General features: G+C 48.6%; 14 protein-coding genes. 5 read left to right on the top strand and 9 right to left on the bottom strand.

Annotated elements, in window-relative coordinates; genetic code table 11:
- Positions 1 to 154: 154 nt before the first annotated feature.
- The 4 genes from WMO29_RS15295 to WMO29_RS15280 all read right to left on the bottom strand — a co-directional run bounded on the left by WMO29_RS15295 (position 155) and on the right by WMO29_RS15280 (position 3,284).
- Positions 155 to 1,990, bottom strand: coding sequence for a relaxase/mobilization nuclease domain-containing protein (locus tag WMO29_RS15295; protein WP_349165371.1), 1,836 nt, complete (start codon positions 1,988 to 1,990; stop codon positions 155 to 157).
- Positions 1,969 to 2,331, bottom strand: coding sequence for a plasmid mobilization protein (locus WMO29_RS15290; protein WP_349165369.1), 363 nt, complete (start codon positions 2,329 to 2,331; stop codon positions 1,969 to 1,971). The genes WMO29_RS15295 and WMO29_RS15290 overlap by 22 nt, the downstream gene beginning before the upstream one ends.
- Positions 2,332 to 2,597: 266 nt before the next feature.
- Positions 2,598 to 2,888 (bottom strand): hypothetical protein, encoded by a 291-nt coding sequence (locus tag WMO29_RS15285; RefSeq protein WP_349165368.1) that lies wholly within the window; start codon positions 2,886 to 2,888, stop codon positions 2,598 to 2,600.
- On the bottom strand, positions 2,889 to 3,284 hold the full coding sequence (locus tag WMO29_RS15280) for a hypothetical protein (protein WP_022250166.1): 396 nt from the start codon (positions 3,282 to 3,284) through the stop codon (positions 2,889 to 2,891).
- 281 nt (positions 3,285 to 3,565) lie between these two features.
- Between WMO29_RS15280 and WMO29_RS15275 the strand changes: the two genes are divergently transcribed.
- Together WMO29_RS15275 and WMO29_RS15270 are read left to right on the top strand one after the other, a co-directional pair.
- On the top strand, positions 3,566 to 4,162 hold the full coding sequence (locus WMO29_RS15275; RefSeq protein ID WP_004611820.1) for a helix-turn-helix domain-containing protein: 597 nt from the start codon (positions 3,566 to 3,568) through the stop codon (positions 4,160 to 4,162).
- A 176-nt stretch (positions 4,163 to 4,338) separates the two neighbouring features.
- Positions 4,339 to 5,589 carry a site-specific integrase gene (locus WMO29_RS15270; RefSeq protein WP_181991200.1) on the top strand — a complete coding sequence of 417 codons (1,251 nt, stop codon included), beginning with the start codon at positions 4,339 to 4,341 and terminating at the stop codon, positions 5,587 to 5,589.
- Positions 5,590 to 5,751: 162 nt separating this feature from the next.
- Here WMO29_RS15270 and guaA read toward each other — a convergent pair whose 3' ends face one another.
- Positions 5,752 to 7,329: a glutamine-hydrolyzing GMP synthase gene (gene guaA, locus WMO29_RS15265; RefSeq protein ID WP_178039194.1), complete on the bottom strand. Its 1,578-nt coding sequence runs from the start codon at positions 7,327 to 7,329 to the stop codon at positions 5,752 to 5,754.
- A 283-nt stretch (positions 7,330 to 7,612) separates the two neighbouring features.
- Between guaA and WMO29_RS15260 the strand changes: the two genes are divergently transcribed.
- The gene (locus WMO29_RS15260) at positions 7,613 to 10,153 is read left to right on the top strand and encodes a cation-translocating P-type ATPase (RefSeq protein ID WP_349165367.1); all 2,541 of its coding nucleotides are present in this window, start codon (positions 7,613 to 7,615) and stop codon (positions 10,151 to 10,153) included.
- On the opposite strand, the gene WMO29_RS15255 is transcribed toward WMO29_RS15260, so the two are convergent.
- Positions 10,142 to 10,702 (bottom strand): manganese efflux pump MntP, encoded by a 561-nt coding sequence (locus WMO29_RS15255; RefSeq protein ID WP_349165366.1) that lies wholly within the window; start codon positions 10,700 to 10,702, stop codon positions 10,142 to 10,144. The two genes, WMO29_RS15260 and WMO29_RS15255, sit on opposite strands and share 12 nt — an antisense overlap.
- A gap of 58 nt (positions 10,703 to 10,760) precedes the next feature.
- Here WMO29_RS15255 and WMO29_RS15250 point away from each other — a divergent pair, with 58 nt between their 5' ends.
- Positions 10,761 to 12,329, top strand: coding sequence for an MATE family efflux transporter (locus tag WMO29_RS15250; RefSeq protein WP_349165364.1), 1,569 nt, complete (start codon positions 10,761 to 10,763; stop codon positions 12,327 to 12,329).
- Here the strand turns inward: WMO29_RS15250 and WMO29_RS15245 are convergent.
- The 3 genes from WMO29_RS15245 to fba all read right to left on the bottom strand — a co-directional run bounded on the left by WMO29_RS15245 (position 12,307) and on the right by fba (position 14,396).
- Complete coding sequence (locus WMO29_RS15245) at positions 12,307 to 12,690, bottom strand: hypothetical protein (RefSeq protein WP_349165363.1); 384 nt, start codon at positions 12,688 to 12,690, stop codon at positions 12,307 to 12,309. The genes WMO29_RS15250 and WMO29_RS15245 overlap by 23 nt on opposite strands.
- 128 nt (positions 12,691 to 12,818) lie before the next feature.
- A complete protein-coding gene (locus tag WMO29_RS15240; RefSeq protein ID WP_349165362.1) occupies positions 12,819 to 13,340 on the bottom strand; it encodes a DUF2752 domain-containing protein in 522 nt (173 codons plus the stop codon).
- A gap of 117 nt (positions 13,341 to 13,457) precedes the next feature.
- Entirely contained in the window at positions 13,458 to 14,396 is a 939-nt protein-coding gene (gene fba, locus WMO29_RS15235) for a class II fructose-1,6-bisphosphate aldolase (RefSeq protein ID WP_178039199.1), read from the bottom strand.
- A 235-nt stretch (positions 14,397 to 14,631) separates the two neighbouring features.
- Here fba and WMO29_RS15230 point away from each other — a divergent pair, with 235 nt between their 5' ends.
- Positions 14,632 to 16,038 carry an amidophosphoribosyltransferase gene (locus tag WMO29_RS15230; RefSeq protein ID WP_178039200.1) on the top strand — a complete coding sequence of 469 codons (1,407 nt, stop codon included), beginning with the start codon at positions 14,632 to 14,634 and terminating at the stop codon, positions 16,036 to 16,038.
- The last annotated feature ends 43 nt before the right edge of the window (positions 16,039 to 16,081 follow it).

Raw genomic sequence — 16,081 nt, 5'->3', positions numbered from 1 at the left:
ACTTTCATTTTGACCTCCGCTTTCATATACCACATTTTATATGATATCACAGAATCACTACATCATCAATAATAATCGCAACTTCTTGCGATTGTTTCCTGATTTGCAATATATAATTTAGGTACGTAAAGTGAATCGGGGATATGCAGAGGAATCATCTTCCTCTGCCCCTATTCCACATCTTATCTTCCGCCTTATCTTTGCCAGCATCTCTACCGACACTCTCATCATAAATCCTCTGGAACTCCTCATAAAGCTCGTCTCCAGCCAGCTTTATCTCCAGCCTTTTCATTACATCCGAAAACAACCTTATGCTTCCACTAATATCAGCAATATCAAATCCGAATACATATGCCTTAACAGAATCACTGACATTCTCAAAACCACCAAAATCTGATATTCTCCTGACAATCCATCCAACTTCGTCCACAGACTCTTTTTCTTCATGTTCCACCAATTTGCTTTTACCTGTTACATCAGTTATACCTTCGTCCATTCTTGTCACATTCTCATCAGACAGATTGTGAACCTTTGACATTTCTGTTCCTTCTAAATCTATCTGTTGTTTACCGGCAACATTAATTTGCTCCTCTTGTCCATTTCCATCATTATGGCTATTAGCAGGCTGATTCATTACAACAACATTTCTCTCCGACTCAACAACTGCTCCCGCTGTTCTCTCAACTAACATATCCTCTTCCATCCCCGGTATCTCAACATCCCTGTCAGCAACAATCTCCTCTTTCCCCGACACCGCATAATAAGCCGTATACAAATCTTCTTTTATAATGTCATCAGCAAGCTGTATCTGCCTCTTAATTTCTCTTTTCTCCTGCTTCAGTTCGTCCAGTTCTTCCTGCACTTCCACATGCCATATCTGATATTCCCGGTACTGCTCTTCATTCTTTATACTGCGTTTCCGACTAGAGCTTTCTCTGTATATCTCATGCTGTCTGTCCTCAATCTGCTGGATCTTTTCTTCCTGCTTATTTCTGAAATTCACAAGCTCCACAATATCTTTGATGTCATTATTCACAAGTAACAGATATTCGTCCTGTAACTGATGAAACCTTTTCAATTCTTCCGTATACTTTGCTCCACCAACCACAAATCGTTTCTGCTCTACAATTCTCAGCCTATATAGCTTTGCATAAAATCGTTTCTGGTATGGTGATAGTTTCGCCCTATGCAATCCTCTTATATCCGACGAATAAAAGTAAGGCTTTGCCATCCAAGGCATATCTACATGATGTCTAAGCCTATCCTCTGCAAACATTTCGTCCAGCTTTGCCAGTTTATGATAATACCGAAATCCCGGTGCCTGCACCTCCATCCATGCGTCTTTCTTAAATACATATCCAAGTCTTTTCATCAGATATTTAAAATGCTCCACATTCCCGGCTGCATATGCACACATCTTGGCATCCCTTAGAATTATCTCTTTCATGGACATTTCCTTTTCCCACTTGTCCCTGCTGATATTTTTTGGATTCCTGCTGTACTCTGCCGGCATAATGGAAAGCCCAAGTTCATCACAATATTTATTTGTAATAGGCTGAAGATGATTCTTCCAGTTGCCTTTCGGTGAATTGTATTTCTTGCCAGTTGTCATGCTGACACTGTTCCAGATCAGATGCCCATGCATGTGTTCCCTGTCAGTATGGACTGCATACACAGCTTCATAATCATCGCCAAGCACATCCTTCGCAAAGTGTTCCAGGACGTACATTGCCTGTTCTGCAGTTACTTTTTCTTCCGGCGAAAACGATATAATCACATGATAGCCTTGTCTTTTACCTGTCTTATGAAATATATTCTTTGTCTCTTCCATCTGCTCAAATGCTGTATCTGGCAGGCAGTTAATACCGCCCACCAGTATACATTCTTCTGTCTTATCCGGATTCTGGATATATTCCAAAGCATTCTTCAGGTGCGATGCTGGATTTCTGCCCTCTGACTCCTGTATATTTAAGATCTTTGTAATCGCCATACTTCCAGCACCTCCCCGAATGTTTTCTTTATATCATCCAGACTGTTCTGCAATTTATCAATATCGCTGTAATACAATCTTCCCTGTGAATTGCCAAGCTTTACCGCCTGATTAATATTATTTGCAATACCTGCTATGATACGGATTGCTCTTGCCCTGTCCTCAGGATAACTTGTATCAATGTTGCCTCCTGTCCGAATTAATTCTCTTATATAGGCACTTGCTGTCATTCCTGTTCGCTTAAGTGCCGCTTTCAGAATATCCATATCTTTCTCTGACAGCTTCACCGATATCTTATAATCTTTCCTGTCAGACTTGTATCTTCTCTTTCCATCTGCCATACGTTTTTCCCCTTTCGTAATTTCCAAATTCTGTATCAAACCAATCTCTTTTTATCTGTACCATTGCTTTTTTCATCCTTTCTAAAAGTTCTGCTTATAGGTTTTGCAAGATGCGGAAAAGGTCGGACCTTTTCCCGAAAAAATATAAACGCATCAGCGTTTACATAATTTTTCGTCTTGGCAGGAGCACCTGCACCCTGTATATGATATGTGGTGGTTAATGTACCACCACAATTACTGATATGGTGGTTGAAGTTCCACCTGATTTAAAAGTGGTGGCACTTTTTGCCATCACTTTGCTTATTTGGTGGCATTTTCCGCCACCGCTTTTCCATTTTGATGGCACTTTCCGCCACCATGACTTTTTTCTCGCTTATCTGAGTGGTGGCGCTTTTTGCCCCCACTTTTGCATTTTGACGGCACTTTTTGCCTCCACACTTTTTCGGCTCTGATTTGTGCGGGGGCGCTTTCTGCCCCCACTTTGTGGTTTTGGGGGCGCTTTCTGCCCCCATTTGCACGTTTTGGGGGCGCTTTTTGCCCCCACTCGCTGGATTCACCTATTCAGTTGTCTCTTTCACCATTACATCTGCATCCAACATCACATTTTCTGCTATCTCAGCACCATCTTCCGACAATTCATTTGTTTCAGGCGGTATATCCACTTCATCCTGTTCACTTATCACAGAATCCCCAACTGCCGCTTCATAATCCATTTCTTCTGCAACCTTGCTTCGTTTACGCTGTGGCTCATAATCCAGATTGTAATAATCTTCGTAACCATAGATTTTCTGTTCAAAGTACTTCCTTGGACATTTACCCCGCATGGTGAAATAACCTTTTGCCTCAAGCTCTGCATTATATTCCTTTATAATTGCATATGCCTTCGTCATCCCGATACCAAGCATCTGGCTTATCTCACCTGCATCTATGAATGCTTCCTTTATACCCTTCATGCAGCTCCTCCTTTCATAAATCGTTGTTTTAAATACGTGTTTTACAAAACAGCTATCCTGTTCTTCATTTAATCCGTATTTTTAATTCGTGTTTATTTTAATATCCTTTTCAAAATTTGTCAATAGAACTTTTTATAATTACGCACTTGCAATTCGTTTTTGTTTATGATAAAGTAATCGTACAATCATAAACAAGTCACTTACTGATACGTATTTCATTTAATATCAACCTAATACGTATCTTTACAACGGACTATTTCATATAAAGGAAGGTGAACAGAATGGCTTACTCTGATTCCATTAAACTTACTATGTCCTCTTCAGAAGAAATCGGAAAGGCAATACAGAAGCAGCGCAGAGCACAAAAGATCACGCAAAAGGAGTTTGCACAGCGTCTGGGAAAATCAGAACGTACTATCCAGAAATATGAATCTGGTGAAATACTGTTAAAGATAGATGTTTTAAAACAGATTGCTAATGAATTAAATGTTCCATGGCAGGAGCTTTTATTTGCAAAAGATACTAATACTCCAAAAGATAATACTACCGCTGAATATCCGGCATATGAATTCCACACTATGTCAGATGTAATCAATGCTCTCTTTGCCATAACTGAACTTACTGATTTTTCATTTGAGCTGACCAACACCAAACCTCCTGAAAGTCCTGAATGGACTGCCGGGATCAAGGTTAATGGCAAAGGCAATGGAAAATATGATGCAGACTTCTGTCTCTTTATGGAAAACTGGATAGAAAAGAAGAATATGCTTCAGACAGGAAAAATTTCAAAAGAAAAGTTTGATTCATGGAAATCAGATATGTTGGCATATTATAAGGATTCCAGACTGGATAATGAAGCCGATTCAAAAACTGAATAATTGCAGGCTTACACCTTTAGTAAAGAAAAAGCTCCGGCACACTCCTTCTCGCAAAAGGAATAACCGAAGCTATGTAAGTGATTGACCCGAAGGCTTTATAATCACCCTGAACAAGTAGATTATATCATAGCCTTTTGATGATTGCACAACAATTTTACAAAAAGGAGATGATATTCATGCCAGCTTACAAAGATGAAAAAACTGGTAAATGGTTCGCCAAGTTCTATTATACGAACTGGCAGGGAATCAAAAAACAGAAGTGGAAAAGAGGCTTTGCCACCAAAAAGGAAGCCTTAGGATTTGAAAGGGATTTTCTGGAAAAGCAGTCTGCCAATCCTGACATGACATTTCAAAACCTTTATGAAATTTATATGGAGGATATGGCTGCAAGACTTAAGCAGTCAACTCTTCTGACAAAAAAGGCGGTACTACAGACGCATATTCTTCCATTCTTCGGTAGCAAGCCGATAAATGAAATCAAAGCCTCTGATGTACGAAGATGGCAGGCGAAGCTTATGAGTTCGCCGAATAATTACTCCCAGACCTATCTGAAAAAGATTAACACGGAGCTTAACAGCATCATCAATTACGCCAAGCGTTTCTATGACCTTAACACCAATCCCTGCGGCAAGGCAGGCACCATTGGAAAAGCAAAGGCTGAGGAAATGGATTACTGGACTTACGATGAATATATTGCTTTCCGTGAGGGTGTAAAAGACAAGTCGCTATCGTATATATGCTTTGAAGTCCTGTACTGGACTGGTATGCGAGAAGGTGAACTGCTTGCTCTATCACCTGCTGATATTGACCTTGATAACAAGACAATATCCATCAACAGAACATATCAGCGGATAGAAGGAAAAGATGTATTTACATCACCTAAGACAAGAAAAAGTAAGCGAAAGATTCCGATTCCGGATTTTCTCTGCCAGGAGCTATCAGACTATATCCAGTCAAGGTATATGCTTGACGCAGATGAAAGGCTGTTCCCGGTAACAAAATCATATCTCTCACACGAGATGATAAGAGGTTGCAAAAACACAGATGTAAAGAAGATACGAATCCACGATATCAGGCATTCGCACGCCAGCTTACTTATTAATCAGGGCTGTGATGCGCTGATGTTAGCAGACAGGCTCGGACACGAGAAAGTATCCACAACACTTAACACATACTCTCATCTGTTTCCACATAAACAGCAGGAGCTTGTGCATAGTCTGGAATCATTGCAGGCAACAGATTCGCCAACACCTGAACCACCATCTGATAACCCTCTGCTTGAAGCAATAGGTATCACCTGTGAAGTATCTCATGCTCAGGACAACGGCTCAGATGTAACAATCCGACCTCAGTTTGGACCTGCGTTAGTACCACCAAATACCGCATCAGGGAAAATCATCCAGATGCCACAAAGAAAGATCATATAGAAGAAATCCAGCAGTCATCAGGGTTTCTTGCTATTAAAGTTAATAATAACCATATGAAGACGATAGAAAAAAGAGTAGTTGCTATTAGTAGCAAATTAGTAGCAGAGCAAAAGAAAAAGTCTCGGAATCCGCTTGTTTAGCGGATTCCAAGACTTGTGGCTCTTATTCAAATTCGATCGTTCCAGGCGGCTTACTAGTCAAATCATAAAATACTCGATTCACTCCACGCACCTCATTGATAATTCTACTCATAACGCTCTGCAGCACTGCAAACGGAATCTCCGCTGCCTCAGCAGTCATAAAGTCGATGGTGTTCACCGCTCTTAAGGCCACTGCGTAGTCATAGGTTCTCTCGTCACCCATGACGCCTACAGAACGCATATTGGTCAGGGCTGCGAAGTACTGATTCGGCAGCCACTTCGGGTTCTCTCCATGTTCCTTCTTGTAAGCCGCAGCCGCCTTATCTACCTCATCCCGGTAGATAAAGTCAGCGTCCTGGACAATGCGTACCTTCTCGGCGTTGACCTCGCCAATGATACGGATGCCGAGGCCCGGACCCGGGAAGGGCTGACGGAATACCAGGCTCTCCGGAAGGCCAAGCTCCAGGCCGGCTTTGCGGACCTCGTCCTTGAACAGGTCTCGTAAGGGCTCTATGATTTCCTTGAAATCAACGAAATCCGGAAGGCCGCCCACGTTATGGTGGGACTTAATCACTGCGGATTCTCCGCCGAGACCGCTCTCAACTACATCCGGGTAAATGGTTCCCTGTGCCAAGAAATCCACAGCACCGATTTTCTTCGCCTCTTCCTCAAAAATACGGATGAATTCCTCACCGATAATCTTACGCTTTGCTTCCGGCTCGGTCACGCCTGCCAGCTTGTCATAGTAACGCTGCTGAGCATTCACACGGATGAAATTCAGGTCAAACTGACCGTTGGGTCCAAAGATATTTTCTACCTCGTCGCCCTCGTCCTTACGAAGAAGGCCGTGATCTACGAAGACACAGGTCAGCTGCTTACCGATGGCTCTGGACAGAAGTCCTGCTGCCACAGAGGAATCCACGCCGCCGGACAGAGCCAATAGTACGCGACCGTCTCCTACCTTCGCACGAATATCTTTAATCGTGTTTTCAACAAAAGCATCCATCTTCCAGTCGCCTGCGCACTGGCATACCTTCTTTACGAAGTTATTAATCATCTTCGTACCCTCGGCAGTATGCAGTACCTCTGGGTGGAACTGGATAGCATAAAGCTTCTCAGCTTCATTCTCAGCGGCTGCCACCGGGCAGTCTGCAGTGTGGGCTGTGATTTCAAAGCCGGGTGCCACCTTAGAAATATAGTCAAAGTGGCTCATCCAGCAGATAGTCTTCGGACTTACGCCCTCAAACACCTTGGACGCAGTCTTGTCGATGAGCACTTCAGTCTTACCATACTCTCTCACATCCGCGCGCTCCACCTTGCCCCCGAGCACATGGCTCATGAGCTGCGCGCCATAGCACAGACCCAGCACCGGAATACCAAGCTTGAACAGCTCGTCCGTGTAGGTCGGTGAATCCGGCTCGTAACAGCTGTTCGGTCCTCCCGTCAGGATAATTCCCTTGGGATTCATGGCTTTGATCTTCTCGATATCGGTCTTGTAAGAGTAGATTTCGCAGTATACATTACATTCTCTGACGCGGCGTGCCACCAGCTGATTGTACTGACCGCCGAAGTCGAGAACTATAACCATTTCTCTATTCAATCCGTATATCCTCCTGTTTTCTTATTGCGTACGTTCAGTCGCGCCATTCGCAAAATCGTTACTGCTCACTTCGTTCGCGGTAACACGCTTCGCGCTGCACAGAAATCACGCTTTCGTGTAATTTCGCGCACATATGCAGAGCTCTCCGCTGCTGCACAGCAGTATGCCTGAACTATTTCATTTACATTATAGGCGATCCCACCACCCTTGGCAAGCCCGAAATCTGGTATACCTTTGTCCTTTTTTTCATATCCTAAGACAAACAGGAAAGGATCCACGCCCTATGAAATACGCTGACACCCCCGCTGCTCCTGCGCGCGGACAAAATATTCTACTGGATGTTCATCGCAAAACGTCCCTCGAAACCTTTTTAGAGCAGTTGAACGACCCACTGATTTTTGTGCTGTTTGTAGCCGCGGCCATTTCCATCCTGCTGGGAGAGGCCAGCGACGCCGCCATTATCCTGACCGTCATTCTGGTAAATGCGTTTGTCGGCGTTGTGCAGGAGGGCAAAGCCCAGAAGGCTCTGGACGCCCTGAAGCAGATGACCAGCCCCACCGCCCTCATTCGGGAAAATGGCAGGCTCGTGGAAATTCCGGCCCGTGATCTGATTCCCGGTGATATCGTCTGCCTGGACGCCGGACGACAGGTTCCCGCCGACCTCACGCTAACCTCCGTCTCCAGCCTGAAAATCGAGGAGTCCGCCCTGACCGGCGAATCTGTTCCGGTAGAGAAGGATCTGGGACGGCACAATCAGGCATTTATGTCAACCAATGTCACCTATGGACGGGGCGAAGGCGTCGTCACGGCCGTCGGCATGGATACACAGATGGGGCGTATCGCCCGCCTTATTGAAAATGAGCACTCAGAAACCACGCCGCTCCAGCACCGCCTGGCCGATCTGGGACGGATCTTAAGCATTGTCTCTGTGACCCTCTGCGCCCTGCTGTTCGTCGTCGCTGTCCTTCAGCGCCGGGATATCCCGGAAATGCTGATTACGGCCATTTCTCTGGCTGTAGCCGCGGTTCCCGAAGGACTGCCCGCCGTTGTCACGCTGGTGCTGGCCTTAAGCGTCTCCCGCATGGTTCGAGTCAATACTATCGTGAAACGTCTTCCCAGTGTGGAAACCCTTGGCTGCGTCAGCGTGGTCTGCTCTGACAAAACCGGTACCCTGACCCAGAATCGCATGACCGTCACCACCTGCTGGACCGACGGGCAAATCCGAGAAGCCGCCGGACTACGTCCGGATCACGACAAGCTTTTTCTCACCGGACTGACCCTCTGCAACGACGCTGTCCTGGAATCAGATTCCCGTCTGGGCGATCCCACCGAGCTGGCACTGCTGGATCTGGCCGCCCGCTTTGATCTGTCCCGCCCTGATTTGGAACGGGAGCAGCCCCGCATCGGGGAAATCGCCTTTGATTCCGAGCGGAAAATGATGACCACACTACACCGACATGGCAACGGCTCCATTTCCTATACGAAGGGCTCTCCTGACGAGATTCTGAAGCGGTGTGACACAATTTTGTCGGACGACCGTGTCATGCCCCTGGAGCCATCCATGCGCCGCACCATTGAAACAGCTCTGCACACGCTCTCCAACCAGGCACTCCGCCTGCTGGCCATCGCAATGCGAACCAATGACCGCCAGCCCCAGGAAAAGAGTCTGACCTTTCTGGGTCTCGCCGGAATGATGGACCCCATCCGCCCGGAAGCTGTACAGGCTGTACGGGATTTTCGGAAAGCAGGCGTGCGGACGGTCATGATTACCGGGGACCGGCCTGATACGGCCTTTGTGATTGCACGGGAGCTCGGTATTGCGGCGAAGCCCTCAGACTGTCTGAGTGGCGCGCAGATCGACAGACTGTCCGACCCGGACTTTGCGCAGGAAGCGGAACGCTGTTCCGTCTTTGCCCAGGTATCTCCTGAACATAAGGTGCGCATTGTCCGAGCGCTGAAATCTTCCGGCCACATCGTGGCCATGACCGGCGACGGCGTTAATGACGCGCCCTCCCTGAAGACCGCTGATGTGGGCGTGGCCATGGGAATCACCGGCACCGATGTGGCGAAAAATGCCGCCGATCTTATCCTGACGGATGACAATTTCGCTACCATCGCCAAAGCCATCGCCGAAGGTCGCGGCATCTACGCCAATATTAAAAAGGCCGTGCTGTTCCTGCTCTCCTCGAATTTCGGGGAAATCATGACCATGCTGGCGGCGATTCTGATGAATTTCAGTTCGCCGCTGAAGCCCAGCCACATTCTCTGGATTAACCTGATTACCGACAGTCTGCCTGCGCTGGCCCTCGGTGTGGATCCAGAGAATCCGGCGCATTTCATGCGCCAGCCACCTCGCCCGAAGAATGAGAATCTGTTCGCTTCAGGCGGACTTTCCTGCACACTGCTCTACGGTTTTCTGATTGCGTTTATCAGTACGGCGGCCTTTCTCTGCCTGCCCGTGGCTCTGCTGCGTGGCGTAGGGTTGCCGCTTACTTTAACGAACCTGCGTCTGCTTCTGGTCGAGCCGCAGCTTTTGGCCCGCTGCCAGACCTATGCATTTACAGTGCTTGGTATCTCACAGCTCTTCCATGCAGTGGGCATGCGGGATGTGGAGACCAGCCTGTTCCGTATGAATCATCTGGAAAATAAACTGATGCTGGCCGCTTTCGCTATCGGAATCGGACTGCAGGTTCTTGTGACGGAATTTCCGTATTTTGTGACGGCCTTCGGTACCTGTAGGCTGGCTCCCGGGGAATGGGCAAGGCTAATTTTACTGTCGGCCGCGCCGCTGCTGGCCCATGAGCTGCTGATTTTAACACAATAATTTTAATACCGCCAACACCAGCAGCAGCCCTCCCCCCACCTGGCTTGGACGAAATGGTAAGCGCCCACTCACACATTTCCCGGCATGTTCTCCCAGCAGCAACGCTGTCAAACCCGTAACAATGCCGAAAAGAAAAGCTGCGGCCAGATAGAATACTTCTTCCCTGCCTGCGCCCACGCCGCCTGCCAGACTGTCCAGCGACAGCGCCACGCTTAAAGTCAGAGCCTCCGGACAGGTCACAAAACGGTCCTGATTTTTATCCGCTTTTGCCACTTCTTCATGGTCTGAGCGATCTAGCAGGCTCCAGACGCCGAGGCCTGCCAGTATCACGGCCCCGAACATCCGCCCTGCGATCCCCGGAAAATAACTTCCTGCCGCGCCGCCAAGCCCCATGGACAGAGTCAGAATCACAGCTGGAATACCCGTCAGCAGGAACGCCGCTGCAGGAGACAGCCGAATTCCACCTGCTCCGTATGTGAAACCGACGGCAAAGATATCGGCTGACAGGGCCGCCGCCAGTAAAAAAATCTGTGTCAGAACAGAAACCATATTTCCACCAGATTTACTTGGTTTCTTTTATCATATTCCAGAAAAAGGAGCTGTGTTTATGGAAAAAGAATACTTGCTGCGTGAAAAACCCTTAAAAGCCCTATGGCTCTTCGCCCTTCCCATGATGGTGGGCAATCTGTTTCAACAGTTTTATACCATGGCTGACTCCATGATCGTTGGGCGCTTCGTGGGGGAAGACGCGCTCGCCGCCATCGGCGCGTCCTATGCCCTGACCAATGTGTTTATCTGTATCGCCATCGGGGGTGGCGTGGGTGCAGGTGTATTAACCGGGCGATATTTTGGCGCGCGGGAATACCTGCGGCTTCGACTCTGCATCCGCACGGCGCTCATGACCTTTCTGGTCTTAAGCCTGCTGCTTTCCGCTTTCGGTCTTTTGTTCTGCAGTGCCATTCTTCGTGCTTTGCATACGCCGGGAAATGTGCTGCCGATGGCTTCTGCTTATCTGATGATCTATTTTCTGGGCTTGCCCTTTCTCTTCCTGTACAATATGCTTTCCGCTATGTTCAACGCCCTGGGACGCTCCCGGGTGCCGCTGTATCTGTTGATTTTTTCTTCCGCACTAAACATTGGGCTGGATCTGTGTCTGGTCTGCGGGCTGGAGCTCGGCATCGAAGGAGCCGCCTGGGCGACGCTGGCTGCCCAGACGGTATCAGCGGTTCTTTCTTTCCTTCTGTTTCGTCGAACGCTAAATAAATGTACCGCTCCAGAGCCCCTTACGGATTCTTGCGATAAATCCATAGCGGAATCTCCCTTACGCCAAAGCCCGGACTCTGAAATTCCTGTACATCCGATGTCCGACGGCATAGAGCATCACTCTGCCCTTTCCATCACCCTGTTCAGCCTTACCGAACTCGCCGCCATCACCCGCATCACCCTTCCTTCTATCTTCCAGCAGGCTACTGTCTCCATCGGCGCCATGCTGGTCCAGGCTGTCATCAATCCATTCGGATCCCAGGTGCTTGCCGGCTACGCGGCAGCTTCCCGGTTGGAGAGCTTCTGCATCGTTCCCATGTCGGCTCTGGGGCAGGCCATGTCCGCTTATACTTCCCAGAACCTGGGAGCCGCCGGAAAAGCTATTGTCAGCACAGAGCCGCTTTCCCAGGCTCATGATACCGCCCAAAAAAATCTCAGCTTCCCTGAGGCAGACGCTGAGACTTCTCTCCACTATATAAAAAGAGTACGTCAGGGCTACCGTGCCGCTCTCGCGCTCGCCGGTGGCTTTGCCGTACTCCTCTGTATCTTTCTTCTGTTGTCCGCCCGTCCGCTGATTGCCTCATTTCTCGGCCCCGGCGGAACAAATCTTGCTCTGGAAACCGGCGTACAATACCTGCATTTCATCAACTTCTTTTTCGCCCTCATCGGTCTGAAAATGTGTACCGACGGAGTCTTACGCGGAGCCGCCGATATGGGTATGTTTACACTGGCAAATCTGGCAAACCTGACCTTCCGGGTTCTATTCGCTGCTCTCCTTGCCCCACGCTTTGGCGCTGCCTTTGTCTGGTACGCCATTCCCCTGGGCTGGCTCTTAAACAGCCTTATCTCCGGATACGAGTATCGCTCCGGGCGCTGGCTGCCTCCCCCTTTTAATAAGCATAATTGGAGTTGATCATCGATGTAATCGCTACACCAAAGATAGCAATCAAAATGATATAAAGCACAAGGACAATCGCCGCAAAGATCAGCGCCGCCTTAAAATAATTGGACTTACTCTTCTTTTCCTTGCTGCTGAAGGCCCACACAAACATTAATACAATATTCACACAGGGAATCAGCATCAACAGCATCGTAACCAACCATTCGCCCATGCTGATCGGTTCTTCCAGATCGGTTTCCGGCTCCCGGTACTGATACTGTAATTGCTCCTGCACCGATTTCTGATATGGATCTGAAGCGGACTGTCGGTAAGCATTCTCCGTTGTCTGATTTACATTCTTATTTACAGTGTCGTTGTTGTACATGTCGTCCATAACGTATCTCCCTCTTCTCTGTGGCTTCAACGAGTCTCGCCGCCCTGTCTGTTTCTTCCTCAGTGTATCATTTTCCGGCAGTTCCGGCAACAGATTTCATAAAACCTTAACCTTTTTCCAACTGTTTCCTAAGCAAATATGGCATGCACCACCTCATACAGGGTCCACCCCGGATCTTCCACACTCACCGGGAAACCATATATCATACGCCACAGATACAGACCAATCTCCCAGAGCAGCAGAACAATCAGAACCCATGTCCACATTTTTGCCTGTTTATTTCTTCGATTTTCCACATCTGCTTTCGATTTTCCACTTTTTATGCAATCCCGGATTTCCTCCCCCGGTTCGAATTTCTCACGATTCACCAGGTAACGCTGTACACCAAACACGACTCCCGCCACCATCCATCCGTACACCGGCGGCTGCATTTTCCACGCCGCAGCCAAATGTCCCGTCAGAACCAGTCCCAGCGCCCGGGTCATCCCGCAGCCCGGGCACGGCAGCCCAAGCAGAATCTGCATGGGACAAAACCGGTCAAACAAAAGATGCGTCACCGTCCAATATACCGCCAGTGCCGCAATCGCCGGAAGCAGGGCATGAATATCTTTTCCAATCAGCTTTAAGCCCTTCCTGATACGCTGATACATGTTTCCTCCTAAATGAGACAAAATACGTTTCGCGAATTTGACTCGTTGCCCGCATAAACAAAGAAGACCGCAGATCTCTCTGCGGTCCTCTGAAATATTCGATTTCGTCAGTAAGACCTAAGCCTTTCCTGCGCTTCCCAGTACGTCCTGAATCTTGTGAGCAACAACATCCTTTACGTTCTGACGAGCTACGGTCAGGTACTGTCTCGGATCGAAGTAATCCGGATGAGCGTTCATAACCTCGCGGATACCTGCTGTCAGGCCCAGACGAAGGTCAGAGTCGATGTTAATCTTGCAGACTGCAGATCTGGCAGCCTCACGCAGCTGATCCTCCGGAACACCGATAGCATCCTTCAGAGCTCCGCCGTTCTCGTTGATGATCTTTACATACTCCTGCGGTACGCTGGAAGCGCCGTGAAGAACGATCGGGAATCCCGGGATCTTCTTCTCGATCTCATGCAGGATATCGAAACGAAGCTGCGGCTTTGTGCCCGGCTTGAACTTGAATGCGCCGTGGCTTGTACCGATAGCGATTGCCAGAGAGTCAACACCAGTCTTGTCAACGAACTCCTCAACCTCTTCCGGCTGTGTATAAGAAGAATCCTCAGCAGAAACCTTTACATCATCCTCGATACCGGCAAGCTTACCAAGCTCTGCCTCTACTACTACGCCGTGAGCATGTGCATACTCAACAACCTTCTTTGTGATCTCGATGTTCTCCTGGAACGGATACTTGGATGCATCGATCATAACGGAAGTAAATCCACCGTCTACACAGGACTTGCAGATATCGAAATCTGCGCCGTGATCCAGATGCAGAGCGATCGGAATATCCGGATTCTCGATAACTGCTGCCTCAACAAGCTTTCTCAGATAAGTAGCGTTTGCATACTTTCTTGCGCCTGCGGAAACCTGCAGAATAACCGGGGACTTCAGCTCTCCAGCTGCCTCTGTGATAGCCTGAACGATCTCCATGTTGTTTACGTTGAAAGCACCGATAGCGTAGCCGCCTTCATAGGCTTTCTTAAACATCTCTGTTGTTGTAACTAATGCCATGATTATCTCCTCACTTTACATGATATTTTTAGGATCGTGCTTAGTATACTACAAAATTGTATTTTCATCAATGCAAAATTTGAAAAAAATGTGTAAAAACAAGCTTTTCGTTCATATAATGATAAATATGCCATTTTTCATCTAACTTCTGGACTTATGCGCCAATCTGTGCTACCGTTATACATGTTGGCACATCATTTTTTACTATATTATAAAGAAGAAAAAGGGAGAAATTATGGGAGGATTATTTGGCGTCGCATCCAAAAGCGACTGTTTGTTTGACCTGTTTTTCGGAACCGACTACCATTCCCATCTGGGAACACGCCGGGGCGGTATGGCCGTCTATGGTGAAAATGGCTTCGACCGCGCCATCCACAACATCGAAAACACTCCGTTTCGAACCAAGTTCGATCGGGATATGCAGGAAATGAAAGGAAACTTAGGCGTAGGCTGCATCTCCGACTACGAGCCCCAGCCGCTGCTGGTACGCTCCCACCACGGCACCTTCGCTATCACCACCGTAGGCCGCATCAATAACGCAAAAGAGCTGACCAAACAGATCTTTGATCGTGGAAATGCACATTTTCTGGAAATGAGCGGCGGCGACATCAACCCCACTGAACTGGTGGCAGCCCTCATCAACCAGAAGCTGAATCTGATCGACGGCATCCGCTATGCCCAAGAACAGATCGACGGCTCTTTAAGCTTTCTGATTCTGACCCCGAAGGGCATCTACGCGGCCCGTGACCGCCTGGGACGGACACCCCTGGTCATCGGAAAGAAAGAGGAGGCCTACTGTGTCTCCTTCGAAGATTTTGCCTATCTGAATCTGGGCTACGATACCGAACATGTCCTGGGATCCGGCGAAGTAGATATCATCACCCCGGAGGGCTACAAGACCCTGATTACCCCCGGAAAGGACATGAAGATCTGCACCTTCCTGTGGGTCTATTACGGCTACCCATCCAGCACCTACGAAGGCCTGAGCGTCGAAAAAATGCGCTACCGCAGCGGTGAACTGATGGCTAAACGGGACAACGTCAAGCCTGACACCGTCGCAGGCGTCCCCGACAGCGGTCTGGCAGCCGCCATCGGATACTCTAACGCCTCAGGAATCCCGTTTTCCCGTCCCTTTATCAAATACACACCCACCTGGCCCCGCTCCTTCATGCCCACGATCCAGAGCAAACGGAACCTGATAGCGAAAATGAAGCTGATCCCGGTCCACGACCTGATCGAAGGCAAGAGCCTGCTGCTCATCGACGACTCCATTGTCCGCGGCACCCAGCTGGGTGAGACCACCGAATTCCTGTACCACAGCGGAGCCAAAGAAGTCCATATCCGACCTGCATGTCCGCCTATCCTGTACGGCTGCAAATACCTGAACTTCTCCCGCTCCACCTCGGAAATGGAGCTGATCTCCCGCCGGGTCATCGAAAAGCTGGAAAACGGCCATGTTACCGACGAGATCCTGAAGGAATACGCCGACCCCGAATCGGCCCGCTACGAATCCATGCAGGAAGAAATCCGTCGTCAGCTTAACTTCACCACCCTACGCTTCAACCGCCTGGACGACCTCATCGAAGCCACCGGCCTGGACAAGAGTAAGCTCTGCACCTACTGCTGGGACGGCGAGGAGTAATTGTCGATATCAGAAAAAGAGGGGGGGGGGGGGGGGCGGGGGG

The organism is Laedolimicola intestinihominis (assembly GCF_040096155.1).
GTDB lineage: Bacteria > Bacillota > Clostridia > Lachnospirales > Lachnospiraceae > Laedolimicola > Laedolimicola intestinihominis.
Note: the sequence above shows the minus strand (reverse complement) of the source record. Positions and strands in the feature narration are given on the sequence as shown.